At 66.3% G+C, this 23,115-nt stretch carries 28 protein-coding genes; 10 read left to right on the forward strand and 18 right to left on the reverse strand.

The window, feature by feature from the left end:
- Nucleotides 1-22: 22 nt before the first annotated feature.
- The 4 genes from KUV38_RS04850 to hmgA all read right to left on the reverse strand — a co-directional run bounded on the left by KUV38_RS04850 (nt 23) and on the right by hmgA (nt 3,882).
- The gene (locus tag KUV38_RS04850; protein ID WP_222468967.1) at nt 23-973 is read right to left on the reverse strand and encodes an MBL fold metallo-hydrolase; all 951 of its coding nucleotides are present in this window, start codon (nt 971-973) and stop codon (nt 23-25) included.
- Between the two features lie 78 nt (nt 974-1,051).
- The gene (fahA, locus tag KUV38_RS04855; RefSeq protein WP_222468968.1) at nt 1,052-2,308 is read right to left on the reverse strand and encodes a fumarylacetoacetase; all 1,257 of its coding nucleotides are present in this window, start codon (nt 2,306-2,308) and stop codon (nt 1,052-1,054) included.
- 36 nt (nt 2,309-2,344) lie between these two features.
- Complete coding sequence (locus KUV38_RS04860; protein ID WP_222468969.1) at nt 2,345-2,530, reverse strand: hypothetical protein; 186 nt, start codon at nt 2,528-2,530, stop codon at nt 2,345-2,347.
- The gene (hmgA, locus tag KUV38_RS04865; protein WP_222468970.1) at nt 2,527-3,882 is read right to left on the reverse strand and encodes a homogentisate 1,2-dioxygenase; all 1,356 of its coding nucleotides are present in this window, start codon (nt 3,880-3,882) and stop codon (nt 2,527-2,529) included. The genes KUV38_RS04860 and hmgA overlap by 4 nt, the downstream gene beginning before the upstream one ends.
- 67 nt (nt 3,883-3,949) lie before the next feature.
- Here hmgA and KUV38_RS04870 point away from each other — a divergent pair, with 67 nt between their 5' ends.
- Complete coding sequence (locus KUV38_RS04870; RefSeq protein WP_261385155.1) at nt 3,950-4,372, forward strand: MarR family winged helix-turn-helix transcriptional regulator; 423 nt, start codon at nt 3,950-3,952, stop codon at nt 4,370-4,372.
- A gap of 60 nt (nt 4,373-4,432) precedes the next feature.
- Here the strand turns inward: KUV38_RS04870 and KUV38_RS04875 are convergent, their stop codons facing one another.
- From KUV38_RS04875 to tyrS, 5 genes are all read right to left on the reverse strand, one after another.
- On the reverse strand, nt 4,433-5,824 hold the full coding sequence (locus KUV38_RS04875) for a 3-hydroxyacyl-CoA dehydrogenase NAD-binding domain-containing protein (protein ID WP_222468972.1): 1,392 nt from the start codon (nt 5,822-5,824) through the stop codon (nt 4,433-4,435).
- The gene (locus KUV38_RS04880; protein ID WP_222468973.1) at nt 5,821-6,168 is read right to left on the reverse strand and encodes a hypothetical protein; all 348 of its coding nucleotides are present in this window, start codon (nt 6,166-6,168) and stop codon (nt 5,821-5,823) included. The genes KUV38_RS04875 and KUV38_RS04880 overlap by 4 nt, the downstream gene beginning before the upstream one ends.
- A gap of 31 nt (nt 6,169-6,199) precedes the next feature.
- A complete protein-coding gene (locus KUV38_RS04885; protein WP_222468974.1) occupies nt 6,200-7,108 on the reverse strand; it encodes a 3-keto-5-aminohexanoate cleavage protein in 909 nt (302 codons plus the stop codon).
- Nucleotides 7,109-7,173: 65 nt separating this feature from the next.
- A complete protein-coding gene (locus KUV38_RS04890; RefSeq protein WP_222468975.1) occupies nt 7,174-8,322 on the reverse strand; it encodes a zinc ABC transporter substrate-binding protein in 1,149 nt (382 codons plus the stop codon).
- Nucleotides 8,323-8,440: 118 nt separating this feature from the next.
- Nucleotides 8,441-9,694 carry a tyrosine--tRNA ligase gene (gene tyrS / locus KUV38_RS04895; protein WP_222468976.1) on the reverse strand — a complete coding sequence of 418 codons (1,254 nt, stop codon included), beginning with the start codon at nt 9,692-9,694 and terminating at the stop codon, nt 8,441-8,443.
- 69 nt (nt 9,695-9,763) lie between these two features.
- Between tyrS and KUV38_RS04900 the strand changes: the two genes are divergently transcribed.
- Nucleotides 9,764-10,897 (forward strand): anhydro-N-acetylmuramic acid kinase, encoded by a 1,134-nt coding sequence (locus KUV38_RS04900; protein WP_222468977.1) that lies wholly within the window; start codon nt 9,764-9,766, stop codon nt 10,895-10,897.
- Between the two features lie 251 nt (nt 10,898-11,148).
- Complete coding sequence (locus KUV38_RS04905; protein ID WP_222468978.1) at nt 11,149-11,514, forward strand: hypothetical protein; 366 nt, start codon at nt 11,149-11,151, stop codon at nt 11,512-11,514.
- A 58-nt stretch (nt 11,515-11,572) separates the two neighbouring features.
- Here KUV38_RS04905 and KUV38_RS04910 read toward each other — a convergent pair whose 3' ends face one another.
- Together KUV38_RS04910 and KUV38_RS04915 are read right to left on the reverse strand one after the other, a co-directional pair.
- Complete coding sequence (locus KUV38_RS04910; RefSeq protein ID WP_222468979.1) at nt 11,573-12,451, reverse strand: fatty acid desaturase; 879 nt, start codon at nt 12,449-12,451, stop codon at nt 11,573-11,575.
- Complete coding sequence (locus tag KUV38_RS04915; protein ID WP_222468980.1) at nt 12,441-12,869, reverse strand: cupin domain-containing protein; 429 nt, start codon at nt 12,867-12,869, stop codon at nt 12,441-12,443. The genes KUV38_RS04910 and KUV38_RS04915 overlap by 11 nt, the downstream gene beginning before the upstream one ends.
- 46 nt (nt 12,870-12,915) lie before the next feature.
- On the opposite strand from KUV38_RS04915, the gene KUV38_RS04920 reads away from it, so the two are divergent.
- On the forward strand, nt 12,916-13,959 hold the full coding sequence (locus KUV38_RS04920) for an NAD(P)/FAD-dependent oxidoreductase (protein ID WP_222468981.1): 1,044 nt from the start codon (nt 12,916-12,918) through the stop codon (nt 13,957-13,959).
- Between the two features lie 51 nt (nt 13,960-14,010).
- The gene (locus KUV38_RS04925; RefSeq protein WP_222468982.1) at nt 14,011-14,226 is read left to right on the forward strand and encodes a DUF2945 domain-containing protein; all 216 of its coding nucleotides are present in this window, start codon (nt 14,011-14,013) and stop codon (nt 14,224-14,226) included.
- 14 nt (nt 14,227-14,240) lie between these two features.
- Here KUV38_RS04925 and KUV38_RS04930 read toward each other — a convergent pair whose 3' ends face one another.
- The 4 genes from KUV38_RS04930 to KUV38_RS04945 all read right to left on the reverse strand — a co-directional run bounded on the left by KUV38_RS04930 (nt 14,241) and on the right by KUV38_RS04945 (nt 17,766).
- Complete coding sequence (locus KUV38_RS04930) at nt 14,241-14,882, reverse strand: DUF7002 family protein (RefSeq protein WP_222468983.1); 642 nt, start codon at nt 14,880-14,882, stop codon at nt 14,241-14,243.
- A 287-nt stretch (nt 14,883-15,169) separates the two neighbouring features.
- Nucleotides 15,170-16,447: a phosphopyruvate hydratase gene (gene eno / locus KUV38_RS04935; protein WP_222468984.1), complete on the reverse strand. Its 1,278-nt coding sequence runs from the start codon at nt 16,445-16,447 to the stop codon at nt 15,170-15,172.
- A gap of 120 nt (nt 16,448-16,567) precedes the next feature.
- Nucleotides 16,568-17,431 carry a DMT family transporter gene (locus tag KUV38_RS04940; RefSeq protein ID WP_222468985.1) on the reverse strand — a complete coding sequence of 288 codons (864 nt, stop codon included), beginning with the start codon at nt 17,429-17,431 and terminating at the stop codon, nt 16,568-16,570.
- 68 nt (nt 17,432-17,499) lie between these two features.
- Entirely contained in the window at nt 17,500-17,766 is a 267-nt protein-coding gene (locus KUV38_RS04945) for a hypothetical protein (RefSeq protein ID WP_222468986.1), read from the reverse strand.
- A gap of 222 nt (nt 17,767-17,988) precedes the next feature.
- Between KUV38_RS04945 and KUV38_RS04950 the strand changes: the two genes are divergently transcribed.
- The gene (locus KUV38_RS04950; RefSeq protein WP_222468987.1) at nt 17,989-18,399 is read left to right on the forward strand and encodes a hypothetical protein; all 411 of its coding nucleotides are present in this window, start codon (nt 17,989-17,991) and stop codon (nt 18,397-18,399) included.
- Here the strand turns inward: KUV38_RS04950 and KUV38_RS04955 are convergent.
- Together KUV38_RS04955 and KUV38_RS04960 are read right to left on the reverse strand one after the other, a co-directional pair.
- Nucleotides 18,372-18,788 (reverse strand): Fur family transcriptional regulator, encoded by a 417-nt coding sequence (locus tag KUV38_RS04955; protein ID WP_222468988.1) that lies wholly within the window; start codon nt 18,786-18,788, stop codon nt 18,372-18,374. The two genes, KUV38_RS04950 and KUV38_RS04955, sit on opposite strands and share 28 nt — an antisense overlap.
- A gap of 89 nt (nt 18,789-18,877) precedes the next feature.
- Entirely contained in the window at nt 18,878-19,729 is an 852-nt protein-coding gene (locus KUV38_RS04960) for a PhzF family phenazine biosynthesis protein (protein WP_261385156.1), read from the reverse strand.
- A 25-nt stretch (nt 19,730-19,754) separates the two neighbouring features.
- Here KUV38_RS04960 and KUV38_RS04965 point away from each other — a divergent pair, with 25 nt between their 5' ends.
- Together KUV38_RS04965 and KUV38_RS04970 are read left to right on the forward strand one after the other, a co-directional pair.
- Entirely contained in the window at nt 19,755-20,108 is a 354-nt protein-coding gene (locus tag KUV38_RS04965) for a hypothetical protein (RefSeq protein ID WP_222468989.1), read from the forward strand.
- An 18-nt stretch (nt 20,109-20,126) separates the two neighbouring features.
- Nucleotides 20,127-20,447, forward strand: a complete 321-nt coding sequence (locus KUV38_RS04970) for a hypothetical protein (protein WP_222468990.1) — start codon at nt 20,127-20,129, stop codon at nt 20,445-20,447.
- Nucleotides 20,448-20,451: 4 nt separating this feature from the next.
- Here the strand turns inward: KUV38_RS04970 and KUV38_RS04975 are convergent, their stop codons facing one another.
- Complete coding sequence (locus KUV38_RS04975; protein ID WP_222468991.1) at nt 20,452-21,291, reverse strand: AAA family ATPase; 840 nt, start codon at nt 21,289-21,291, stop codon at nt 20,452-20,454.
- A gap of 177 nt (nt 21,292-21,468) precedes the next feature.
- Here KUV38_RS04975 and dksA point away from each other — a divergent pair, with 177 nt between their 5' ends.
- A complete protein-coding gene (dksA, locus tag KUV38_RS04980; protein ID WP_222468992.1) occupies nt 21,469-21,891 on the forward strand; it encodes an RNA polymerase-binding protein DksA in 423 nt (140 codons plus the stop codon).
- Nucleotides 21,892-21,954: 63 nt separating this feature from the next.
- Nucleotides 21,955-23,112 (forward strand): FAD-dependent oxidoreductase, encoded by a 1,158-nt coding sequence (locus KUV38_RS04985; protein ID WP_222468993.1) that lies wholly within the window; start codon nt 21,955-21,957, stop codon nt 23,110-23,112.
- Nucleotides 23,113-23,115: the final 3 nt, after the last annotated feature.

A 23,115-nucleotide genomic window follows, 5' to 3' on the forward strand; every position in this document is an offset into this window, starting at 1 on the left:
CTTTGCGTGGCGCCGGGACGGCTTAGCCTTGCAGTGCGTCCCACATCTCCTTGTCGCGCTCGGCGGTCCAGATGCGGGGCGTGTCGATGCCTTGGGCCTCGTCGAAGGCGCGGGCAACGTTGAAGGGCAGGCAGTGCTCGTAGATCGCGTAATCGGCGAACTTGGGGTCGCAGGCGGCGCGTACGGCGTCCCATGCCTCCTTCAACGTGCCGCCCCGGGCGGCGACCTTTGCGGCGGGGGCGTAGGTGGAGGCGACGAAATCGCGAGTGCTCTCGATGGCGGCGTTCACCATCTCGGAGCCGATCAGCGCATCGCCCCGGCCCGGTGCGATGGCGTCGAGGTCGTAGGCCTTGATCGCGTCGAGCGTTGTGCTCCAATCGGCAAAGTGGCCGTCGCCGCAGTAGCAGGCGGAGTAATATTCAACGATGTCACCTGTGAACATGACGTTTTGGTCGGGCACGTGGATCACGATATCGCCCGCCGTATGGGCGCGGCCAAGCTGCATCAGGTCGACCCGGCGGTTGCCGAGAAACACGCTCATGCGGCCGGTAAAGGTGGTGGTGGGCCAGGTCAGGCCGGGGATGCTCTCATGCCCCTCGAAGAGTCGGGGGAAACGGTCAAACTCGCTGTCCCAATCCTCCTGCCCGCGTTCGGCGACCATGCTGCGGGCCTTGTCGGACATGATGATCTGATCCGCGCCGAAGGCCGAGGCCCCGAGCACGCGGACGGCGTGATAGTGGGTCAGCACAACGTGGCTGATCGGCTTGTCGGTCACGGAGCGGACGCAGTCGATCACCTTGTTTGCAAGGCGCGGCGTGGCCTGCGCCTCGACGATCATCACGCTCTCGTCGCCGATGATGACGCCCGAGTTCGGGTCACCCTCGGCGGTGAAGGCGTAGAGGCCCTCTCCGACTTCGGTGAAGCTGATGGTCTTTTCGGTCATGTCTCCGGCGGAGGCGAAGGCTTTGGCCATGGTGCGTTTCCTTTGTCGTCATGCCGGAGGGGTGAGCCTCCGGCGGGATGTTCATGGTGAGAGGTGAGGCGGCAGCGCTCAGGGGTATTTGACAGCGGGCAGGATCGTGCCGCTGCACGCGCCGAAGCCGATGCGATAGCCGTCGCCCTGGGCGTGGCCCTCCAGTGTGAGCGTGTCGCCATCTTCGATGAAGGTGCGGGTCTCGCCGGTGTCGAGGGTCACAGGCTCTTTGCCGCCCCATGTGACCTCGAGCAGCGAGCCGTAGGCGGATTTGTCGGCGCCCGAGATGGTGCCCGAGCCGAGCAGGTCGCCCGCGTTCATCGCGCAGCCGGAGGTGCTGTGATGGGCAAGCTGCTGAGCGGCGGAGTAATACATCTCGCTGTAGTTGGTGTTGGAGAACACGGTGGCACGTGCCGCGCCTTCGGGCTGGATCGCGGCGGAGAGCTTGATGTCGAAGAGGCCGGGGCGCGGCTCTTCGAGGTAGGGCAGCAGCGGCTTTTCGCGCTCCGGCGTGGAAGTGCGGAAGGGCTCCAGCGCGGCGGTGGTCACGATCCACGGGCTGATCGAGGTGGCGAAGGCCTTGGCCTGGAACGGGCCGAGGGGCTGATACTCCCACGCTTGAATGTCGCGGGCGGACCAGTCGTTGAGCAGCACGTAACCGAAAATCATTTGCTCGGCCTCGGCCACGGTGACGGGCTGACCCATCTCCGAGGAGGTGCCGACGACGGCGCCCATTTCAAGCTCGATATCGAGGCGTTTGCAGGGGCCGAAGCTGGGAAGCTCGGCATCGGGTGCCTTGGTCTGGCCGTTGGGGCGATGCACCGGCGAGCCGGAGACGACCACGGTGGAGGCGCGGCCATTGTAGCCGATGGGGATGTGGAGCCAGTTGGGCGGCAGGGCGTTTTCGGCCCCGCGGAACATCGTGCCCACATTCGTGGCGTGCTGCCGGCCTGCGTAGAAGTCAGTGTATTCGGACACGAGGAAGGGCATGTGCAGCTCGGCCTCGGCCATTGGCACCAGCAAGGGCTGGACGGCGGCGGCCTTGGCAGAGCCCTCGGAGAGCAGCTCGGTGAGGCTGGCGCGCAGCTCGCCCCAGGCTTTGGGGCCGAGTTCCATCACCTCGTTCCAGAACGGCACGTCAAACACAGGCACATCGGCGAGGGTGACGAGGCCGGCCTCTTCGGCGGCTTCCATGTCGAGGATCATGTCACCGATGGCGACGCCGCAACGCGGCTCTTCCTCGCCCAAGGAGAAGACGCCGTAAGGCAGGTTGTTGAGCGGGAAGGGGTGGTTTTCGGCGTTGGCCGAAGTGACCCAGGAGGTCATCAGGGGCAAGGGGTATCCTTTCGTTCGCGCGTTTGTCTTGGAGGCTCAGGCGCCGCCGCCACCGCCATCACCGCTACTGCCGTCGCCGCCGATGGTCCAGAAGCCGCCGCCGGAGCCGGCGCGCTTGCTGTGCGGGATCTCGCTCTTGCCCATGCGGGACAGGAGCCAGCCGAGCAGTGACAGGAAGACGATGGCCGCGATGGCCAGAATGATGGCGGCGACCTTGGTCATTTCTTGCCGGGGGTGCCGTCGAACTTTTTCTCCAGCGTTTCCCAGCAGTCGATGTAGTTGTCTTGCAGGGGTGCCTCGTTTGCAGCGAAGGCCGTGAGGTGCTGGGGGAAGCGGGTTTCGAACATGAAGCTCATGGTGTTGTCGAGCTTGTGGGGCTTCAGCTCGGCGTTGGAGGCACCCTCGAAAGCGTCACGGTCGGGGCCGTGGGGGAGCATCATGTTGTGCAGGCTCATGCCGCCGGGGATGAAGCCCTGCGGCTTGGCATCGTACTGGCCGTAGATGTTGCCCATCAGCTCGGACATGATGTTCTTGTGATACCACGGCGGGCGGAAGGTGTTTTCAGCCACCATCCAGCGCTCGCGGAAGAGGACGAAGTCGATGTTCGCCGTGCCCGGTACGCCGGAGGGGGCGGTGAGGACGGTGAAGATCGACGGGTCGGGGTGATCGAAGAGGATCGCGCCGACCGGGCAGTAAGTGCTCAGGTCGTATTTGTAGGGCGCGTAGTTGCCATGCCACGCGACCACGTCGAGCGGGCTTTGCGCGATTTTCGTTTCATGGAACTGGCCGCACCACTTGATGGTGAGGGTCGAGGGCACCTCGCGGTCCTCGAAGGCGGCCACGGGGGCCTTGAAATCACGAGGGTTGGCGAGGCAGTTGGCGCCGATCGGGCCACGGCCGGGTAGCTCGAACTTCTGACCGTAATTCTCGCAGACGAAGCCGCGCGCCGGGCCTTCAAGCACCTCGACGCGGTAGACAAGGCCGCGGGGGATGATGGCGATCTCCTGCGGGGCAAGGTCGATCACGCCGAGCTCGGTGGCGAAGCGCAGCTTGCCCTCTTGCGGAACAACCAGCAACTCACTGTCGGCGCTGTAGAAATAGGCATCTTCCATCGAGGCGGTCACGAGATAGATGTGGCTCGCCATGCCGACTTGGGTGTTCACATCGCCGGCCGTGGTCATGGTGCGCATACCGGTGAGCCAGGTCAGCTTTTCCTCAGTATGCGGGACCGGATCCCAGCGGTATTGGCCGAGGCTGGTGACGTTATCCACGACGTTGGGGGCCGAGACCCAATAGGGCAGGTCGATCCGCTCATACCGGTGCGAGTGCTTCACGGAGGGCCTGATCCGGTAGGTCCATGTGCGTTCGGGCGGATCGGCGGTGAAGGCTGTGCCGGAGAGCTGCTCGCCGTAGAGGCCGTAGTTGCACTTCTGCGGCGAGTTCATGCCCTGCGGCAGCGCGCCGGGGAGGGCCTCGGTCTCGAAGTCGTTGGCAAAGCCGGGCATGTAGCCGGGGGTGGTGCCGATGTGGCTGGGGGCCTGTGTCAGACCCGCAGGCTTGGATTGGTCGTTCATGGCGCGTCCTCCTGTTGCGGCGGTGATAATAGTTGAAAATGTAACTAACAAGGGGCATTACACGGGTATGAACTTTGATCTGACAAGTTTTCTTCCTTACCTGCTGAATCAGGCGGCGGAGGCGGCGAGCCTTGATTTTCAACGCGAATACAAAGCTCGTTACGGGATGCTGCGCACCGAATGGCGGGTGCTGTTTCACCTTGGGCGCTATGGCGACATGAGCGCGCGGGACATCGTGGAGCGAGCGATGATTCACAAAACCAAGGTGAGTCGGGCCGTGGCCGCGCTGGAAGGGCGGCGGTTTTTGACACGCAAGAGCGTGGAGGAAGACCGGCGGCGGGAGGTGCTCTCGCTCACCCCGGCGGGGCGGGAGGCCTTTGCCGAACTGACGGCCTTGGCGGAGAAGCATGACGTAGCACTGATGGAGGGTGTGTCCGCCGAGGACGCCGCCGTGGTGCGGCGGGTGCTGCGGGGGATCGCGGGGCTGTAGGGCGGGGCTAGGCCCGCCGTTTGATTTGCCTGTGGTGCGAGGGGCGGGACAGGTGCCGACCTATGTGTGTTTCGCTGCCAGGGGCTGATGGGCCTTGGCGTATTCGCCCAGCTTTTCAGCGACTTGCGGCGCGGGTGGAGCAGAGCGGCGGGTGGCGAGGTCGATATGCAGCAGGAGCTGGGTGCAGGTGGCGGAGAGGGTCTCTCCGACGAACATCTCGTGATGCATCCGTAGCTTCTTGCCCTCGGCCATGAGCACCGTGGTGCGGACCTCGCAGGCGTCGCCCGCGTGGCATTCGGCTAGATAGCGGATGTGGTTGTCGACGGTGAACCATGTGGCGCCCTGCGCGCCGGGGCTTTCGGGGCCCATGCCGATGGCAACGAGGATGGTATCGCCCGCGTCTGACCAAAGCTGGCCATAGCGGCTTTCGTTCATGTGGCCGTTGTAGTCGGTCCAGTCCACGGGGATGGTGCGCCGCAGGGTGACGAGGGGCTCCGGGCCGGGCGGAGGCGGCGGGGGCGTGAGGGATTTGTCGTGCGTGTTCAGCAGCTTGCCCGCACCGGCGTCGCGCTGTTTGAGGGCGCGGAGGAGGGCGACGAGGTTGGCGTCGCGCAGGGTGGTCAGCTCGGCGGTGGTGAGGTGGCCCGATTGCGCATCGGATTGCGCGGCGATCTTTTGCACCAGCGCGTCATTGAGGTCGGGCACGTCGGTGAGGTGACTCCAGGGCCATTTGAGCGCGGGGCCGAACTGGGCGAGGAACTGGGCAAAGCCGCCATCGCCGCCGCCGAGGCGGTAGGTCTCGAACAGGCCCATCTGCGCCCACCGCAGGCCGAAGCCCATGCGGATGGCCTCGTCGATCTGCTCGGTGGTGGCGATGCCATCGTTGACCAGCCAGAGCGCCTCGCGCCAGACCGATTCGAGCAGGCGATCGGCGATGTGGCCGTCGATTTCTGCCGTGATCTCAAGCGGATACATGCCGATACCGCGCAACAGTTCGGCGGCTTGGGCGGTGTCTTGCCCGACCAGCTCGACCAGCGGGATCAGGTAGACCGGGTTGAACGGGTGGGCGACGATCACCAGGCCCGCGCCGCCGTTGAGCGCGGTGGGGGTGAAGCCTGAGGTGGAGGAGGCGAGCACCGCATCCGATGCGGCATGCTCCAGCACTTTGCCCCAGATTTCATGTTTCAGATCAAGGCGTTCCGGGGCGCTCTCCTGCACCCATATGGCGCCTTTCACCGCCTCTTCCAGCGTGCCGAAGCTCAGCGTGCCCTCGGGCGGCAGGGCGACTTCTGAAAGCATCGGCAGGCTGCGGCGGGCGGCATCAAGCGTAGCTGTCAGCCGTTCCTCGGCGCCGGGGGCCGGGTCGTGCACCGCAACATCCCAGCCTGCGAGCAGAAAGCGGGCGGCCCATCCGGCGCCGATGACGCCTGTGCCAAGGATCGCCGCCTTCATTGGCACTTGGTGAAGTGGGTCATGAACCCTTCGTCCCACCAGAACAGCGTGGTGCCGTTCTCGACCATAAGGATCAGGTCGTTCTCGTATTCCTCCCCTTCGCCCGTGCAGGCCATGTTCACATCCCAAGCGTCCCCGGCAGCAAGGGGGGTGGCTGAGATGATGTCACACCCGTTTTCGTAGCCGCGAAACTCGGTGTCCGCGAGGTAGATCGGCGCCTCGGGCACCTCGCCGTTAGTGTTGGTGCACCAGGCCGGGTCGGCGGCCCAATAGCCGGCCCAGGGCGGGATCTCGGCGGCGGCGGGTGTGGCAAAGAGCAAAAGCGCGAAAGCAATGCGTTTCATCTGGTTATCTCCTTAAAAGTTAAATTTCTGCTTAAACCGGGGCGCGTTTGACCAGACCGAGGCTATCGCGCATGTCTTGCGCCGTCATCACGCGGGCGCCGAGGCTCTCGATGACGGCCACGGCGCGCTCGACGAGTTGGGCGTTGGTGGCCAACTCGCCGCGCGAGAGCATGAGGTTGTCTTCCAGCCCCACGCGGGCATGGCCGCCGGCGAGGACGGCGGCGGCGACATAGGGCATCTGATCGCGGCCGAGGGAGAAGGCGGAGAAGGTCCAGCCCTCGGGCACGCCCGCGACCATGGCGTTGAAGGTGGTCAGGTCATTTGGCGCGCCCCAGGGCACGCCCATGCAGAGCTGCACGAGGGCGGGGCCGTGCAGGACGCCTTCATCGACCAACTGGCGGGCGAGCCAGAGGTGGCCAGTGTCGAAGGCCTCGATCTCGGGCTTCACGCCCAGATCGGTCATGGCGCGGCCCATGGCCCGGAGCATGCCGGGCGTGTTGGTCATGACATAGTCGTTCTCGGCGAAGTTCATGGTGCCGCAGTCGAGCGTGCAAATCTCGGGCAGGCAGTCGGCCACATGGGCGACGCGCTCCTCGGCGGTGAGGATGATGCTCTCCTGGCTGAGCGGGAGGGGGCGCGAGGGCGGGCCAAAGATGAGATCGCCGCCGAAGCCGGCGGTGAGGTTGATCACCATGTCCGGCTCCAGATCGCGGATGCGCTCGACCGTCTCACGGAAGAGGGCCGGGTCGTGGGAGGGGGCGCCGGTTTCAGGGTCGCGGACGTGGACGTGCACGCAGGCGGCGCCGGCCAGGGCGGCCTCGCGGGCGGCCTCGGCGATTTGCTTGGGCGAGCGGGGGACGTGAGGGGAGCGGTCTTGCGTGGCGCCTGCGCCGGTGAGGGCGCAGGTGATGAAGACCTCGCGGGACATGGTGAGCGGCATCGTCTGGTTCTCCCTTTTGGCGGGAGGTTAGGGACGATGCCGCCCCTAGGCAATTGCCTCTGCGCTTACTTCAGGCAATCGGCGTAAACCGTTGCGATGTTTTGCAGAAGTTCGCTGTACTGGTTCGGGCCGGGGGTGAGGTCACGGCCGAGCGGGTCGAGGAAATGGGCCTTGAGCGCGGTGCCCTCGGTGAGGGTGGCGATGGAGGCCTCGGAGGTGTCGGGCTCGGTGATGAGGCAGGTCACGCCCTCTTCGGCGGCATGGCGGACCTCTTCCATCGCGCGCGGGCCCGGGGTGTTGCCATCGACGCCGGAGAGCGCATGGGCCGGGGTCAGGTGGAAGCGAGCCTCGAAATAGGCGAAGGCGCGGTGGGTGGCGAGGTATTCGCGGCCCTCGAAGGGGGCGAGGGTGGCCTCGATTTCACCGATAAGCGTGTCGAGTTCGCTGCGCGCGGCCTCGGCGTTGGCCGCGTAGGTTGCGGCGTTGTCGGGATCGTGCTCGGAAAGTTCCTCGGCGATCAACGCGAGCCAGTTTTTGGCGTTGTCGGGCGAGAGCCAGACGTGCGGATCTTCGGGGCCGTGGTCGTGGTGATCATGGCCGCCTTCGGCGTGCTCTTCGTGGTCATGATCGTGGTCGTCGTGGCCTGCTTCGGCGTGATCTTCGTGGTCATGATCGTGATCGTCATGGCCCGCTTCAGCGTGTTCTTCGTGGTCATGATCGTGGTCGTCATGGCCTTCTTCGGCGTGCTCTTCGTGGTCATGATCGTGATCGTCGTGGCCTTCTTCGGCGTGATCTTCGTGGTCATGATCGTGGTCGTCATGACCCTCTTCAGCGTGGTCTTCGTGGCCCTCTTCGCCATCATGCATGTGTGGCTCGGACTCGGCGGTGTCGATCAGCAGGGTGCCGGGCTGCTCCATCAGGGCGATGACATGGGCGTTTTCGCCAAGTGTCTCGAAGGGTTTTTCGAGGCCGGGCGACATGGCCGGGCCGATCCAGAAGATCAGGTCGGCGTCCTGCGCGGCGCCGGCCTGGGAGGGGCGGAGCGAGAGGGAGTGGCCGGAGCCGCCCTGATCGAGCAGGAGCGTGGGGGTGCCGACGCCCTCCATCACCTTGGCGACGAGAGAATGCACAGGCGGCAGGTCGGTGATGACCTTGGGCTCGGCCAGCGCGGGGGTGGCGGCGATGAGAGCGGCGAGGGAGGGGATGATACGCATGAAGGGTCTCCGATATGAGTCGGGGACGGTGTAATTGTAACGTTATAACATCGCAAGTGGTTAACCCTGCGACCGCGGCGGGCCCGGTGTGAGGGCCGCGCCGCAAGTGCTTGTTATCTTAGCCTTCCAGCACCACGAGGGCGTGGCGCTTTTTGCCGGCGGAGAGTTTGACCGGCGAGGCAAGGGCCGCGGCGTCGAGCATCAACCCGGCATCGGTGAGCGGCGCATCGTCGATCCGGGCGCCATTGTCGGCGATCAGGCGCTTGGCTTCCTTGCCCGATTTCGCCAGCCCGGAGCGGGTGATGAGCTGCACCACGGAGATGCCCTCGGCCACTTCGGCGGCGGTGACCTTCAGCGTTGGCAGGTCATCGCCCACGCCGCCCTTTTCGAAGACTTCGCGCGCGGTGGCCTCTGCCGCCTCTGCCGCCTCGAGCCCGTGGCAGAGCGCCGTGACCTCATTGGCGAGCCGGATCTTGGCGTCGTTGATCTCGGAGCCTTGTAGCGCGCCGAGCCTTTCGCATTCGTCAACGGGAAGCTCCGTGTAGAGCTTGAGGAAGCGGGCGACATCGGCATCGGTGGTATTGCGCCAGAACTGCCAGAACTCGTAGGGCGCGAGCATGTCGGCGTTGAGCCACATGGCGCCGCCTTGGCTCTTGCCCATCTTGCGGCCGTCGGAGGTGGTCAGCAGCGGCGAGGTGAGGCCGAAGATCTGCTGGTCGATCACCCGGCGGGTGAGGTCGATGCCATTGACGATGTTGCCCCACTGGTCGCTGCCGCCCATCTGGAGCAGGCAGCCGTAGCGGCGGTTGAGCTCCAGAAAGTCGTAGGCCTGAAGGATCATGTAGTTGAATTCGAGGAAGCTGAGCGATTGCTCCCGGTCGAGCCGCGACTTGACGGACTCGAAGCTGAGCATCCGGTTGACCGAGAAGTGCCGGCCGATATCCCGCAGGAATTCCAGGTAGTTGAGGCCGTCGAGCCACTCGGCGTTGTTGAGCATCAGCGCATCGGTGGGCGCGTCGCCGTAGCTGAGATACTTGGCAAAGACGTTCTTCATCGAGGCGATGTTGTCGTCGATCGCCTGCGCCGTCAGCAGGGGGCGCTCATCGGCGCGGAAACTTGGATCGCCCACCTTGGTGGTGCCGCCGCCCATGAGGGTGATCGGCTTGTGGCCGGTCTTTTGCAACCAGCGCAGCATCATGATGTTCAGCAGGTGGCCGACGTGGAGCGATTTGGCCGTGGCATCGTAGCCGATATAGGCCGGGACCACGCCTTGGATCAGTGCTTCGTCGAGGCCTTGATAGTCGGTGCAATCCGCCAGGAAGCCTCGCTCTATCATCACGGCCATGAAGTCCGATTTGGGGTGGTAGGTCATCGCTCTTTTCCATGTTGCGAAGTGGATTGAGCCCCCCTCATACTGGCAGGCAGGCAAGAGGGGAAGGCCATGTTGAAAAAGGCCAAGGGGCAGGCGCGCGTGAGGGCGCTGGGGGCGATGAGCGGCACCTCGCTGGATGGCGTGGATGCGGCGGTGATCGAGACCGATGGGCAGGAGATTTTTGCCTTTGGGCCAAGTGGTTACCGGGAATACTCGGGGCCGGAGACCCGCGCGCTGAAGGCGGCGCTGGGGCGTTGGCCGGGCGAGGCGGGCGTGGCGGAGGCCGCCGAGATCGTGGAAACCGCCCATGTGGTGATCCTCGAAGAGCTGATCGAGGGCGTTGATATCGTTGGCTTTCATGGCCAGACCCTCGCCCATGATCCGGGCGGGCGCGGCACCCATCAGGCCGGGGACGGGCGGGTTGTGGCGGAGGCGCTGGGGCGGCCCGTGGTTTGGGATTTTCGCTCCGATGACGTGGAGATGGGCGGGCAGGGCGCGCCGCTGGCCCCGGCCTATCACTACGCGCTGGCGAAGTTCATCAAGGCCGACAAGCCCTTGGTTTTCCTCAATCTTGGCGGGGTCGGAAATGTCACTTGGATCGACCCGGCGAAGGGGCCGGAGGCGATGCTGGCCTTTGATACCGGGCCTGCGAATGCGCCGGTGAATGACCTCGTGGGCGCGCGGCTGGGCCTGCCCTTTGACGAGGGCGGAGAGCTGGCCGCGAAGGGCGAGGTGGATGAGGCCATTCTGGCCCGGTTCGCGGAGCATCGCTACTTCTTCAAGCTGCCGCCAAAGTCGCTCGACCGGGATGATTTTGCCCAGCTTTCCCAAGAGGTTGCGGGGCTTCCCGACACGGATGCGGTGGCGACATTGACGGCTGCGGTGGCGGCCTCTGTGGCCTTGGGACAGGAGCATTTTCCGGCCCCGGCGGAGCGGGTGCTGGTGACGGGCGGCGGGCGGAAAAACCCGGTGATGATGGCGATGATCGCGGAGGGCCTCGGCTGCCCGGTGGAGCCGGTGGAGGCCGTGGGGCTGGACGGAGATATGCTGGAAGCTCAAGCCTTTGCCTATCTCGCGGTGCGGGTGGCGAAGGGGCTGCCGACCTCTTGGCCGGGCACCACGGGTGCGCGGGCGGCGGTGGGCGGAGGCGTTGTTTCGCAGCCCTCCGGGGGCTTTGCAAAAATGCAAGACGCGGCGGGGTAAATCGCGTTAACCGTGAATTTGCTCAATGCACAAGTGATGCACATTCCATGCACATCCTATGCATACGACAAAAATGCAAAGCCTCGAGAGGTTAACGCATCGGGCGGTGTTTCGGGCGCGCTCAATCGCCCGCCGACGTGCCTTTGCCGGGGCCGAACCTTCATGACGGCATTCGTCACGTGACCCGGAGCGGCGCGCCGGGATAGCCCTCTGTCCCAAGGTGACGGGCCTTGGACATGAGGAGACGACGGATGAGACTGATCGCAACGACACTGGCCGTGCTGGCGGCCTGCGGCACCCTTGCAGGCGGGCTGGAGGCGGCCCCGGTGGCCAGCGCCAAGAGCCACGGCTATCGCGGCGCGGATGCCGCCAAGTATCAGCGGCTGGTGGGCACCTATGCCAAACGGAGCTGCAAGCAGCTGGCGCAGGAATACAGCAAGGCAGCCAAGCTGGCGGGCAAGCGCGAGAAGGGCACCGGATTGCAGGTGGTCGGCGCGTTGATCGGGCGCGGCAAGGCGGCGGGCGTAGCGGCCGAGATCGGCGGCAACGTGGTGAAGGATGCCGCCCTGCGCCGGGATGCGGCGAAGTCGGTTTACAAGGCGAAACGCTGCGGCTGAAGCGGCAGTTCCTGACCCTGCCGCGAGAGTGGCGGGGCGAGATATGTCGCCTGAGTGGTCACCGGAGGCTGCGCAAGTAGCTCTGTGTGAAGGCGGCATAGCCCGGGCTCACCTGATGGAGGTGGGCCCGGGTTTTTTTGTGCAAGCGGGGCAGCGCGTGGAAGGGAACGGCGGGGAAGGCGTGGTGCTCGGCGTGGTAGGGCATGTTCCATGCCAGCGCCCGGATGAGGCGGGTGGTCAGCGTGGTGCGGGTGTTGGCCAGCATGTTGGCGACCGGCGGGCAAAGGCCGTGCTCGGCCAGAAGGTAGAGCCGGAGCGCGGGTTGGCCTAGGAGCAGCGGGAGGAGCCAGAAGGTGAAGGCCTGCGTGGGGGCGAGAGCGAGGAGGAGGGCGTAGGCGGCAATATGAATGCGCGCCTCCCACACCACGGCGCGGCGTTTGGCCGGGGGCACATAGGCGGCGGGGCGGCTGGCGGCATTGCGCCAGAGCGCGGTCAGGTTGCCGTGCCAGTAGCCCCAGCCGGTGAGATAGAGCGCAAGGGCGGTGCGGGTGCCGGGCCGGGGGTGGCCTGCGATCTCGGGGTCCAGCGCCGGGTCGCCGGTGTGGCGGTGGTGCGCGAAGTGGAAGTAGCGAAACCAGAGAAACGGCAGCAGCAGCACCGCCCCGGCGAGGTGACCGGTGGCCTCGTTCAGCCAGCGGGTACGGAAGGGCGTTTGGTGGGTGCATTCATGGGTGAGGGTGAAGAGGAAGGTGAGGGCGATGCCGTAGGGCAGGAGCATCGCCCACCAGAGCGGCGCGGCGGCGGCGATATAGGCGGCCATCGCGGCGAGCGCCCCGAGGTGGGCGGCGAGGCGCAGCAGGGCGGGGCCGTTGCGGCGGGCGGTCAGGCGCTGCCGTTCCTCGGGCGAGAGGCTGGCGAGCAGCGCCTTATGATCCATCGGGGATATCGAAGCCCGGGGGCGCGAGGGTGAAGCCCTCGAACCGGAAGCCGGGGGAGACGGTGCAGCCGACCAGCGCCCAGCCGGAGGCATCGGCCTCGGCGGCCTGCCAATGGTCCTTGGGGACGATCAGTTGCGGCGCGCCGTGGGCGAGGTCAGGCCCGAGCCGGCGGCGGGTGGCGGGGCCATGCTGGGTGGCGGCGATCCGCAGGGTGAGCGGGGTGCCAGAGTAGAAGTGCCAGATCTCGGTGGCATCGACCCGGTGCCAGTGGCTGCGCTCGCTGGGCCTCAGCAGAAAGTAGATGCAGGTGCCTGCGGGGCGGCCTTGGGCGGGGTCTTCTACCCATGTCTGGCGGTAGTGGCCGCCTTCGGGGTGGGGCTGCAGGCCGAGGCGGTCGATGATCTCTTGCGCGTCCATGGGCAGAGGCTAGCCTTGCGCGCGCAGGAGCGCAAAGGGGCAGGCGATGCGGGAACGGGTTGTGATTGTGGGCGCGGGGCTGATCGGGGCGAGTTGCGCCTACCGGCTGACGCAGGCCGGGGCCGAGGTGGTGGTGATCGACGCCGGCCAGCCCGGCGGCGTGGCGACGGGTGCGAGCTTTGGCTGGATCAACGCGAGCTTTTACCACGACGCGCATCACTTTCGCCTGCGGCAGGAGGCGATGGAGGCGTGGCGCCGGCTCGAGCGGGAGACGGGCCGGTTGGTGGACTGGTGCGGTTGCGTGAATTGGGAGGTCGAGGACGCGGCGGAGTTGGAGGCCTTTGGCTACCCGCTGGAGCCGTGGGACGCCGAGGCGTTGCGCGAGGAGGTGCCGGGGCTGGCGGAGGTGCCGGAGCGCGCGTGGTTCATGCCCTCGGAAGGCGTGATTGAGGCGGCGCCGGTGGCGCGGCACCTGCTGGAGGCTTCGGGCGCGCGGGTGCTGAGCGGCTGCCGGGCCGAGCGGGTGGAGGTTGCAGGTGGGCGCGTGACCGGCGTGGCGGTGGAGGGCGGCGTGATTTCGGGCGACCGGGTGCTGATCTGCGCGGGCGTGGGCGCAGCGGCGCTTGTGGAGCCGCTCGGGGTGCCGCTGCCGATGCTGACCCGCCCGGCGGTGGTGCTGCGCACGACCCCGGTGGAGACTCGCTTTGCGCCGGTGCTGGTACCGGGCGGCATGGAGATCCGGCAGGACGGGCAGGGATGCCTGATCGTACCGGCCTCGCCCAACCATCAGGCCGATGAAACCGAGGCGCTGCCTGAGAGCGCGGAGGCGATGGCGGAGGCCACGCTGGCAAGGGTTCGCGGCCTCTTTCCGGAGTTGGAGATCGGGCTGGCGGAGGCCCGGCTGGCGTGGCGCCCGGTGCCGGGAGACGGGTTGCCGGTGGTGGGGCAATGCGGGCCGGAGGGGCTGTGGCTGGCGGTGATGCACTCGGGCGTGACGCTGGGCGCGCTCATGGGCGAGTTGGTGGCCGCCGAGATGGGCGGGGGCGAGGCGCCCTTGCTCGCGCCCTATCGGCCCGCCCGCTTTGCCTGACCTTTTTCGGCGCTCGCGCGTTGGGGGTGGGAACAGTCAGAGGAGCGCAAGATGAGCGACGTGAAGGAAGGCGACCGCGTGAAGTGGGATTGGGGGCAAGGCACGGCAGAGGGCAAGGTGCGCTCGGTCCACGAGGAGACGGTGGAGCGCAAGCCGCAGGGCGAGGTGGTGAAGCGGACGGGCAGCAAGGACGACCCGGCGCTTTATATCGAGCAGGATGACGGCGACCGGGTGCTGAAACTGGCGAGCGAGGTGCGCAAGGCCTGAGCGGCCAGTGGCCCTCAGGCGGAGCTGCTCTGGCCGGAGGCGAGCATCAGCTTGCGGAAGACCTCGGGCGGGATATCGCAGGAAATCGAGACCTCTGCCACGCTGTCCCGCCGCTGGGCATGGCCGCGCTTGCGGCGGTTCTCGGCGAAGGCGTCCCACCCCTCGCTGACCGGCACGAAGAGCCAGTCGCCCCGCACGGAGGCGCGGCGGGTGGCGGAGCCGCTGTTGATCGGCGAGAAGTCGATGGCGGGGGCGAAGGCATCGAAGAAGCGGCGGCTGTCGAGCCTGACCTGAACGATATCATCCTCGGCCTTGAGGCTGGCGGCAAAGGTCGAGCCGCCGCCGGTGGGCCAGAAGAAGAGGCGCGAGTTCAGCACGTCGGACCAGCTTTCAAGCGTGTGACCTTCGAGAAAGGTCTCGGCCTGAGCGGCGCCTGCGATCAGCGGGCGCTGGTGATTGAGCTTGATGGTGCGGGTATCGAGCTTGATCTCGGTGCGCTCCTTGCGCAGCCGCAGATCGCGCGGGTCGATGCCCGCCCGGCGGGCGATTTCGGCGGCGCGGATCAATCCGCCCGCGTTGATGCCCGGCACGTTGGAGCGCATCGTCAGATGCACAAGCTGCGGGCCGACATGCTCGACGAACTCTTCCTGGTTCATATTGCCTTATCTCACGTCGCGTAACCTTTCATCGGCTCTACAAGACGGATCGGGCTGGGTAAACCGTGGGGTGACACCGGTTTTTGGGTTCAGGCGCAGGTGTTTGCATCGTGCCACAGGCGCGTGAGCTGAAGATATGCCGCAGGCGAGTCAGCATGGGATGTGCCGCAGGCAGGCGGTTGGTTCGGGCTGGAAGCGGCGGCGCGGGAGAACCGGGCCGGGGGCCTCGGGCCCCGGGTGGGGCGCGAGGCGATGGGTTCGGCTGGGCCGGGGCCTTTGGGCGGGGCTCAGCCTTTCAGGATCGAGCGGCCCGCGTAGATGGCGGTTTCGGCCAGCTCTTCCTCGATGCGGATGAGCTGGTTGTACTTGGCCAGCCGGTCGGAGCGGGCGAGGGAGCCGGTCTTGATCTGGCCGCAGTTGGTGGCCACGGCGAGGTCGGCGATGGTGGCATCTTCGGTCTCGCCGGAGCGGTGCGACATGACGTTGGTGTAGCGCGCGCGGTGGGCCATATCGACGGCCTTGAGGGTCTCCGTCAGGGTGCCGATCTGGTTGACCTTCACCAGCATGGAGTTGGCCACGCCCTTGGAGATGCCATCGGCCAGGCGGGCGGGGTTGGTGACGAAGAGGTCGTCGCCCACAAGCTGGACCTTGTCGCCGATCTTGTCGGTCAGGATCTTCCAGCCCTCCCAGTCATCCTCGGACATGCCGTCTTCGATGGAGATGATCGGGTAGTCGCTGGCGAGCTTGGCGAGGTAGTCGGCGTTTTCTTCCGAGGAGAGCGAGGCGCCTTCGCCCTTCATCTCGTATTTGCCGCCCTTGTAATACTCGGTCGCGGCGCAATCGAGCGCGAGAGCGATCTCTTCGCCCGGTTTGTAGCCGGCCTTCTCGATGGACTTCAGGATGAAATCGAGTGCGTCGCGGGTGGAGGCCAGCTCGGGGGCGAAGCCGCCCTCGTCACCGAGGCCGGTGGACATGCCGGCAGCGGAGAGCTCGCCCTTGAGGGTGTGGAACACCTCGGAGCCCATGCGCACCGCCTCGGCGATGGTCGGGGCGGAGACCGGCATGATCATGAATTCCTGAATGTCGATCGGGTTGTCGGCGTGCTCACCGCCGTTGATGATGTTCATCATCGGCACCGGCAGGGTGCGGGCGGAGGTGCCGCCGACGTAACGGTAGAGCGGCTGGCCAGTGAATTCGGCAGCGGCCTTGGCCACGGCGAGCGAGACGCCGAGGATGGCGTTGGCGCCGAGGCGGCCCTTGTTGGGGGTGCCGTCCAGCTCGATCATCGCGCCGTCGAGCGCGACCTGTTCGGTGGCCTCGAAGCCAACGAGCGCCTCGGCGATCTCGCCGTTCACGGCCGCCACGGCCTCGCGGACGCCCTTGCCCTTGTAGCGGGACTTGTCGCCATCGCGCTTTTCGACCGCCTCATGGGCGCCGGTGGACGCACCGGAGGGCACGGCGGCGCGGCCGAGCGTGCCGTCTTCGAGCGTGACGTCGACCTCGACGGTGGGGTTGCCGCGGCTGTCGAGGATCTCGCGGGCGTGAATGTCGATGATGGTGGACATGGGGGCGGCCTCCCTTGGCGCGTGTCGTTTGCCCTACGTCATAGCAGCCGGGGGGCGTGGTGCAAGCCGGGATGTGATAGCGCTAACAGGATCGGCGGAAGTGGAGCGGCAGTTGCCGAGCTACCCAGCGCGGCGGCGTTCGCGGAGGAAGGCGTAGAGACCGGCGGCGATGATCAGCAGGGAGCCTGCGATCGTCCAGCCATCGGGGCGCTCGGAGAAGAAGGTGACGGCGATGAGCGTGGCGAAGAGCAGGCGGGAGTAGCGGAAGGGGGCGACCGTGGCCAGCTCGCCGACGCGCACGGCGGCGGTGAGGGCGAGGTAGCCCACGAGGGTGAAGGCCACGCCGAGCGGTGCCCAGGCGAGGGAGGAAGGGGTGAGGGGCACGAAGCCGGGGCCGATCAGCAGCGCGGCCACGGCGGCCAGCGGCACCAGCGAGAAGCCCCAGGCGGCCAGTGTCAGCGAGGGGATGGTGCGGGGGGCGGCGCGGGTTGTCAGATCACGCGCGGAGAGCGCCACGGCGGCGGCAACGGCGACGAGGGAGGCCGGGTCGAAGGCCTCCATGCCGGGGCGGACGATCATCAGCATCCCGACCATGCCGGCGGCCACCGCCGACCAGCGGCGCCAGCCAACCTTTTCGCCAAAGAACAGCGCAGCCCCGAGGGTGACGAGGATGGGGTTCATCTGCATCAGGGCGGAGACAGTGGTGAGGGGCGCGAGCGCGATGGCGAGGGTGATGGTGATCGAGGCCACCGCCTCGGAAAGGCTACGGCCCACCACGGCGGGGTGGAAGAAGGCGCGAGAGAACACCGGCTCGCCGCGGGCGAGCGCGGCGGCGCAGAAGATCGCCGCAGTGGTGCCGCCGAGGATGAGTATCACCTGCGGGGCAGGCATGTAGGCGGCCATCAGCTTGACGATGCTGTCGGTACAGGCGAGGCCCAGCATGGCCAGCACCATCAGCACGATGCCCTTGAGATTGTCCGACACCCGCCGCCCTTTCACTTGCTTTCGGTGCAGCCCTACAGGGCCGAGGCGGGGAGTAACAGGGGGAGCTGTCAGTCGTCGGTCGGCTCGCTCGGGGAGTCGCCGGAGGCTTCACCGGGCGCGTCCTTTTCGAACAGGCCGAAGGTGCCGGAGGACTGGGAGGCGCTGGCGCGGTCGAAATAGCCTTCGGCGGCCAGACCGCGGCGCAGGAGTTCGCGCACTGCAGCGGATCGGCTGGGCATACGGTGCTTGAACCGCCAGTCGTCGAGCGCGACGGTCTCCTCTTCGGTCAGCATGATCTGCAGCCGATCGGTGCGTTTGGCGTTGTTGTCACTCATCGTCGTCACTTCCGGAAACTGCCTTTTCCGCTTGTTAACTGAGGAAACGGGCGATGGGCGCCGAAGTTCCGCAGAACGTGCAAAAAATACCAACTATGAGTAAGTTGCGCAAGGTGCTGACTAATCTGTGCTTGCAGCATGTTTGTATGTTAAGTATCAGAGAAAAAAGGAAAAATTGCTAGTGTCGCGGTGGTGTGGTATAGTTGGGTCGGAGGTGCAGATTTGGACTACGACCGGACAGCAAAACCAGAGGTTGAGACCACGGCCGAACGTGTGGCGGTGGTCTGTTCTGACCGTATTCTGGCGCTCGACTTGCAGATGATGCTTTCGGAAGCCGGATACGAGGTGGTGGAGGTGCCATCCTACGACGCGCTGGCAACGCCGCAGTCCAGCGTGTCTTCGGCGGTTGTCGACATTGGCGACAAGCCGGAGGCGGCGGTCACGGCGCTGTTGCGGCTGGCGACGGCCAATATTCCGCATGTGATCCTGTCGGACGAGGCGCAGGAGCTGCCCTTGAGCCTGTCGGGCGAGATGCTGCGGGGCACCTTGCACAAGCCGATCCGGGTTGACGAACTGCTGCCGCTCCTCGGCCAGTCAGTGCCGCCTCAGCGGGGTGTGCGGCGGATGCCGTAAAGCTCCAGCCGGTGGCCCTTGAGCTCGTAGCCGAGGCGCTCGGCGATTTTCTCCTGTAGGGCCTCGATCTCGGGGTCGACGAACTCGATCACCTCGCCGGTCTTCATGTCGATCAGGTGATCGTGGTGGTCGCGCTCGGCGTCCTCGTAGCGGGCGCGGCCATCGCCGAACTCCAGCTTCTCCAGCAGCCCGGCCTCTTCAAACAGCTTGACCGTCCGGTAGACCGTCGCGAGTGAGATCCGCGGGTCCACGGCGGAGGCGCGGGCATAGAGCTCTTCCACGTCCGGGTGGTCGGAGGCGGCATCGAGCACTTCGGCGATCACCTTGCGCTGGCCGGTGATGCGCAGGCCCTTGGCGGCGGAACGCTCGATGAGGGTAGGGGTCGTCATGGGGGCCTCCGGCTGGTGGCACGGGTTTAGCGGGGGCGGCGGAGGATTTCCAGCGGCCCGGGGGGCGGGCGCGGATTTTCCGGCTCAGGTCAGAGGGAGAGGGTGCCGCTCATGACCGGCACGGCGGCGCCGGAGATGGTGACGGAGGTCTCGGTGGTGCGCAGGCCGATGCGGGAGGGGCGGCCCATGTCGTCACCCTGGTGGATGGTGAGGGTCTGGGGGCCGTGGAGAGAGGTGAGGTAGGCGCCGAGGGCGGCGCAGGCGGAGCCGGTGGCCGGGTCTTCAGGGATATTGTCGAGCGGGGCGAACATGCGGGCGTGGATGGTGGCGCCGTCGGGCCAATAGGCGAATTGGGCGAAGTCGAGCGAGCCGGGGTAGGCGACAGCGCCTTGTTTGAAGGCGGCGGTGTCGGGCGCGCAGGCAGCGAGGGCCTCGCGGGTGGTCAGCTCCGTGAGGGTGAAGGGCAGGCCGACGGAGGCGAGGACGGGCGGGTTGGCGAGGGCGGTTTCAGGCAGGCCGAGGGCGCGGGCGGTGAGGGATGGCTCGGGGTGGGCGAGGATTTGCAGGGCGACCTCTGTGGTGAAGCGGGCCTCGGTGTCGGTCGCATGGGCGCGGATCGGGCCGACGCCTGTTTCGAGGGTCAGGTCGGGGCCATGGCCTGCGCGGGCGAGGGCTACGGCGGTGCCGATGAGCGGGTGCCCGGCGAAGGGGATCTCCATTGTGGGGGTGAAGATGCGGACGCGGGCGGTGTTGGCTGGGTCGTCCGGCGGGAAGACGAAGGTGGTCTCGGAGTAGTTGAACTCGGCGGCGATCTTCTGGAGGGCGTCTTCGGGGAGGGTGCGCGCGTCAGGGATGACGGCGAGCGGGTTGCCGGTGAAGGGGGTGGAGGTGAAGACGTCTAGGGTGAGGTAGGGGGTCATGGGCCTTGCCTGATCGTTCATGCCGAGCTTAGGGTCAGACGCGGGCATGGCAAGCGGTGAGAAAGTGAGCGAGTTTATCCGACGCGGCGTCAAGGTGGTTGCAGAGACCACGGAGAAGGCCGAGTTCGACATTCGCGGCTACCAGATTACAGACGCCGCGATGAACCGGATCGCAGCGCGGCTGAAAGAAGTTCTGTTCTCCCCGGACGACCGGGTTGTGGGCGATCTCAGGATTAGGGAATTGGAGGGCTATGACGTGGTTCACTTCGTCGGGCGGGATGGTGACCGCATCGTGGTTACCATTGCACAGCTTAGAGTGCCCGACCCGGACAATCCTACAGAACGGATTTTGGAGAAACTGGGAAGGGCTGCTATATTCAGGGGAGCAACCGGGCTGTGACCCGGTGAGGATGAACCGATGACCTACGAAGAGTACTCAAAATTGGACGAAGACGCCAAGGCGCTGGCTGCGGTCAACGAACTGCGGGCAGTAGTGCTTGGTTCTGGGTACGACCCATTGCGGCCGTCCTCGACGGAACAGAACATACCTAGGCAAACCGTCAAAAAGTCTGAGCCGACTTCTCCTCAGCGGACTGATCCAGATGCAAAGGTCAGAGCTTATCTGGAGTTAAACTCCAAGGTCACTTCCGAGATGCAGAAAGAACGTTCTTCTCTTCGCAGGAAGATCAATAGGATAAACCGCGCCGCTCGGCGAAACGAGCATCGGCAAGCAAGCTGAGGCCCTACCTCTCCCGCCGCGCCATGAAGGCCAGTCGCTCGAACAGATGCACGTCCTGTTCGTTCTTCAGCAGGGCGCCGTGGAGTTTGGGGAGGGCGTTGGCGCCGTCGCGTTTGAGGTCTTCGGGGGAGAGGTCTTCGGCGAGGAGGAGTTTGAGCCAGTCTAGGACTTCGCTCGTTGACGGTTTCTTTTTCAGTCCGGGTTGGTCGCGGATTTCGTAGAACTGGGTGAGCGCGGTGGTCAGCAGGTCGGCCTTGATGCCGGGGTGGTGGACTTCGACGATCTGCTTGAGCGTCTCCATCTCGGGGAAGCGGATGAAGTGGAAGAAGCAGCGGCGCAGGAAGGCGTCGGGAAGCTCTTTTTCGTTGTTCGAGGTGATGATGACGATGGGGCGGTTCTCGGCCTTCACCGTCTGGCCGGTTTCGTAGACGTGAAACTCCATCCGGTCGAGCTCTTGCAACAGGTCATTGGGGAATTCGATGTCGGCCTTGTCGATTTCGTCGATCAGCAGCACCACGCGGCCCGGGGCGGAGAAGGCCTCCCAGAGTTTGCCGGGTTTGATGTAATTGGCCACGTCATGCACGCGCTCGTCGCCAAGCTGGCTGTCGCGGAGGCGGCTGACGGCGTCATACTCATAGAGGCCCTGCTGGGCGCGGGTGGTGGACTTGATGTGCCATTCGATCATCGGCAGACCGAGCGCGGCGCTGACCTGGCGGGCCAGTTCCGTCTTGCCGGTGCCGGGCTCGCCCTTGACCAGAAGCGGCCGCTCCAGCGCCACGGCGGCATTGACCGCAACGGTCAGGTCTTCAGTCGCGACGTAGCTCTCGGTGCCTTCGAATTTCATGATTTTCCTCAATCTTCTGCCGTGGGCCTGATTGTGATCACGGCATGGTCAATTCCACCCTGACGGCATTAAAAGACAGTGACAAGGGGGGCAGGCGCGTGTAGATGGACCGCATTGGAGCGCGTGATGCAAACGACTCGACAGAGTGAAAGAAAAGCACAGCCCGAGGGAGCACGGATGAAGCAGGAACTTTTTCTGGACGACGATTATCGCCCGGCCGAAGACGAACCCTTCATGAACGATCGCCAGACGGAATACTTCCGTCGCAAGCTGATCCAGTGGCGCGAAGACCTGCTGTCTGACAGCCGCGACACGATCGAAGCCTTGCAGGATGGCACTCGCAACATCCCCGACATCGCCGACCGTGCCAGTGAAGAGACCGACCGGGCTCTGGAACTGCGCACCCGCGACCGTCAGCGCAAGCTGGTGGCCAAGATCGACTCGGCGCTGCGCCGGATCGAGAACGGCGAATACGGATATTGCGAAGAGACCGGCGAGCCGATCAGCCTGAAGCGGCTGGATGCTCGCCCGATCGCCACGCTGAGCCTTGAGGCGCAGGAGCGCCACGAGCGCCGCGAGAAGGTGCATCGGGACGACTGATCCCTTGATGCTGATTGCAAAACGCGCCCGGAGGCCGAGAGGCCGGCCGGGCGTTGTGTTTTCATGACCTTGATCGGACTGGATGTTCTGGTGCTTGGCGGCGGGGTCGCCGGGCTGGCCACGGCGCGGGCGCTGGCCCTGCGCGGGGCGCGGGTGCGGCTGCTGGAGCAGGCCGGCGAGATTGCCGAGGTGGGCGCGGGGCTACAGGTGAGTCCCAATGCGGGCCGGGTGCTGGAGGCGCTGGGCCTGGGGCCGGACTTTGCGGAAGTCAGCGACGAGAGCCGGGGCGTGCGGATGCGTGAGGCGGCGCGGGGCCAGGAGGTGGCCTTTGTGCCCTACGCGGGCCGGGGGCGGTTTGCCAATGTGCATCGGGCCGATCTGATCGCGGTGTTGGAACGCGGCGCGCGGGAAGCGGGCGTGGAGATCACGCTGGGCTGCCGCGCGGCGGAGGTGCAGCCCGGGGGACGTGTGATCACAGCTGCGGGAAAGGCGCTGGAAGCGGGGCTGGTGGTGGGCGCGGACGGGCTGCATTCGGTCGCCCGCGCGGCGTTGCTGGGGGCGCAGGAGCCGGTGTTCACCCATCAGGTAGCGTGGCGGGCGCTGGTGGAGGCCGAGGTGCCGTTGCCGCCTGAGGCGCAGCTGTTCCTCGCGCCGGGGCGGCATTTGGTGGCCTATCCGCTGCGGGGCGGGCGGCTGGTGAACATCGTGGCCTGTGAGGAGCAGGCGGAGTGGGCCGAGGAAGGCTGGCAGGTGCCGGGCGATGTGGAGGTGTTTCGGGCGGCCTTCGCGGGCTTCGGCGGGCCGGTGCCGGGGTGGCTGGCGCGGGTAGAGACCGTGCGGCGCTGGGGGCTGTTCCGGCACGGGGTCGCGGCGCGGTGGAACCGGGAGCGGCTAGTGATTGTGGGCGATGCGGCCCATCCGACGCTGCCTTACCTTGCGCAGGGCGCGGCGATGGGGCTGGAGGACGCTTGGGTGCTGGCCGCATCATTGGCGGAGGCCGATGGGCTGGAGGCGGGGTTGGCGGCGTTTCAGGCGGCGCGGGAGGCGCGGTGCCGGAGGATCGTGGACGCGGCGACGGCGAATGCGCGGAACTACCACCTGCCGCGCGGACCTAAACGCTGGGCGGCACACTTGGCTCTGGGGCTGGCGAGCCGCTTTGCGCCGGGGATACTGCCCGGGCGGTTTGACTGGCTTTGGGGTGAGGATGTGACGGCTGGCTGATGC

Source organism: Vannielia litorea (assembly GCF_019801175.1).
Classification (GTDB): domain Bacteria; phylum Pseudomonadota; class Alphaproteobacteria; order Rhodobacterales; family Rhodobacteraceae; genus Vannielia; species Vannielia litorea_B.

Coding starts and splice junctions, on each gene's coding strand:
- KUV38_RS04965 (WP_222468989.1), top strand. CDS start 19,755: ATGGCAAGCGGTGAGAAAGTGAGCGAGTTTATCCGACGCGGCGTCAAG.
- KUV38_RS04930 (WP_222468983.1), bottom strand. CDS start 14,882: ATGAACCAGGAAGAGTTCGTCGAGCATGTCGGCCCGCAGCTTGTGCAT.
- KUV38_RS04910 (WP_222468979.1), bottom strand. CDS start 12,451: ATGGATCATAAGGCGCTGCTCGCCAGCCTCTCGCCCGAGGAACGGCAG.
- KUV38_RS04860 (WP_222468969.1), bottom strand. CDS start 2,530: ATGACCAAGGTCGCCGCCATCATTCTGGCCATCGCGGCCATCGTCTTC.
- KUV38_RS04945 (WP_222468986.1), bottom strand. CDS start 17,766: ATGAGTGACAACAACGCCAAACGCACCGATCGGCTGCAGATCATGCTG.
- KUV38_RS04975 (WP_222468991.1), bottom strand. CDS start 21,291: ATGAAATTCGAAGGCACCGAGAGCTACGTCGCGACTGAAGACCTGACC.
- KUV38_RS04925 (WP_222468982.1), top strand. CDS start 14,011: ATGAGCGACGTGAAGGAAGGCGACCGCGTGAAGTGGGATTGGGGGCAA.
- KUV38_RS04970 (WP_222468990.1), top strand. CDS start 20,127: ATGACCTACGAAGAGTACTCAAAATTGGACGAAGACGCCAAGGCGCTG.
- KUV38_RS04875 (WP_222468972.1), bottom strand. CDS start 5,824: ATGAAGGCGGCGATCCTTGGCACAGGCGTCATCGGCGCCGGATGGGCC.
- KUV38_RS04960 (WP_261385156.1), bottom strand. CDS start 19,729: ATGAACGATCAGGCAAGGCCCATGACCCCCTACCTCACCCTAGACGTC.
- KUV38_RS04885 (WP_222468974.1), bottom strand. CDS start 7,108: ATGCCGCTCACCATGTCCCGCGAGGTCTTCATCACCTGCGCCCTCACC.
- dksA (WP_222468992.1), top strand. CDS start 21,469: ATGAAGCAGGAACTTTTTCTGGACGACGATTATCGCCCGGCCGAAGAC.
- KUV38_RS04905 (WP_222468978.1), top strand. CDS start 11,149: ATGAGACTGATCGCAACGACACTGGCCGTGCTGGCGGCCTGCGGCACC.
- KUV38_RS04900 (WP_222468977.1), top strand. CDS start 9,764: ATGTTGAAAAAGGCCAAGGGGCAGGCGCGCGTGAGGGCGCTGGGGGCG.
- KUV38_RS04955 (WP_222468988.1), bottom strand. CDS start 18,788: ATGACGACCCCTACCCTCATCGAGCGTTCCGCCGCCAAGGGCCTGCGC.
- KUV38_RS04920 (WP_222468981.1), top strand. CDS start 12,916: ATGCGGGAACGGGTTGTGATTGTGGGCGCGGGGCTGATCGGGGCGAGT.
- hmgA (WP_222468970.1), bottom strand. CDS start 3,882: ATGAACGACCAATCCAAGCCTGCGGGTCTGACACAGGCCCCCAGCCAC.
- KUV38_RS04890 (WP_222468975.1), bottom strand. CDS start 8,322: ATGCGTATCATCCCCTCCCTCGCCGCTCTCATCGCCGCCACCCCCGCG.
- KUV38_RS04985 (WP_222468993.1), top strand. CDS start 21,955: ATGACCTTGATCGGACTGGATGTTCTGGTGCTTGGCGGCGGGGTCGCC.
- KUV38_RS04915 (WP_222468980.1), bottom strand. CDS start 12,869: ATGGACGCGCAAGAGATCATCGACCGCCTCGGCCTGCAGCCCCACCCC.
- eno (WP_222468984.1), bottom strand. CDS start 16,447: ATGTCCACCATCATCGACATTCACGCCCGCGAGATCCTCGACAGCCGC.
- tyrS (WP_222468976.1), bottom strand. CDS start 9,694: ATGACCTACCACCCCAAATCGGACTTCATGGCCGTGATGATAGAGCGA.
- KUV38_RS04850 (WP_222468967.1), bottom strand. CDS start 973: ATGGCCAAAGCCTTCGCCTCCGCCGGAGACATGACCGAAAAGACCATC.
- KUV38_RS04880 (WP_222468973.1), bottom strand. CDS start 6,168: ATGAAACGCATTGCTTTCGCGCTTTTGCTCTTTGCCACACCCGCCGCC.
- KUV38_RS04870 (WP_261385155.1), top strand. CDS start 3,950: ATGAACTTTGATCTGACAAGTTTTCTTCCTTACCTGCTGAATCAGGCG.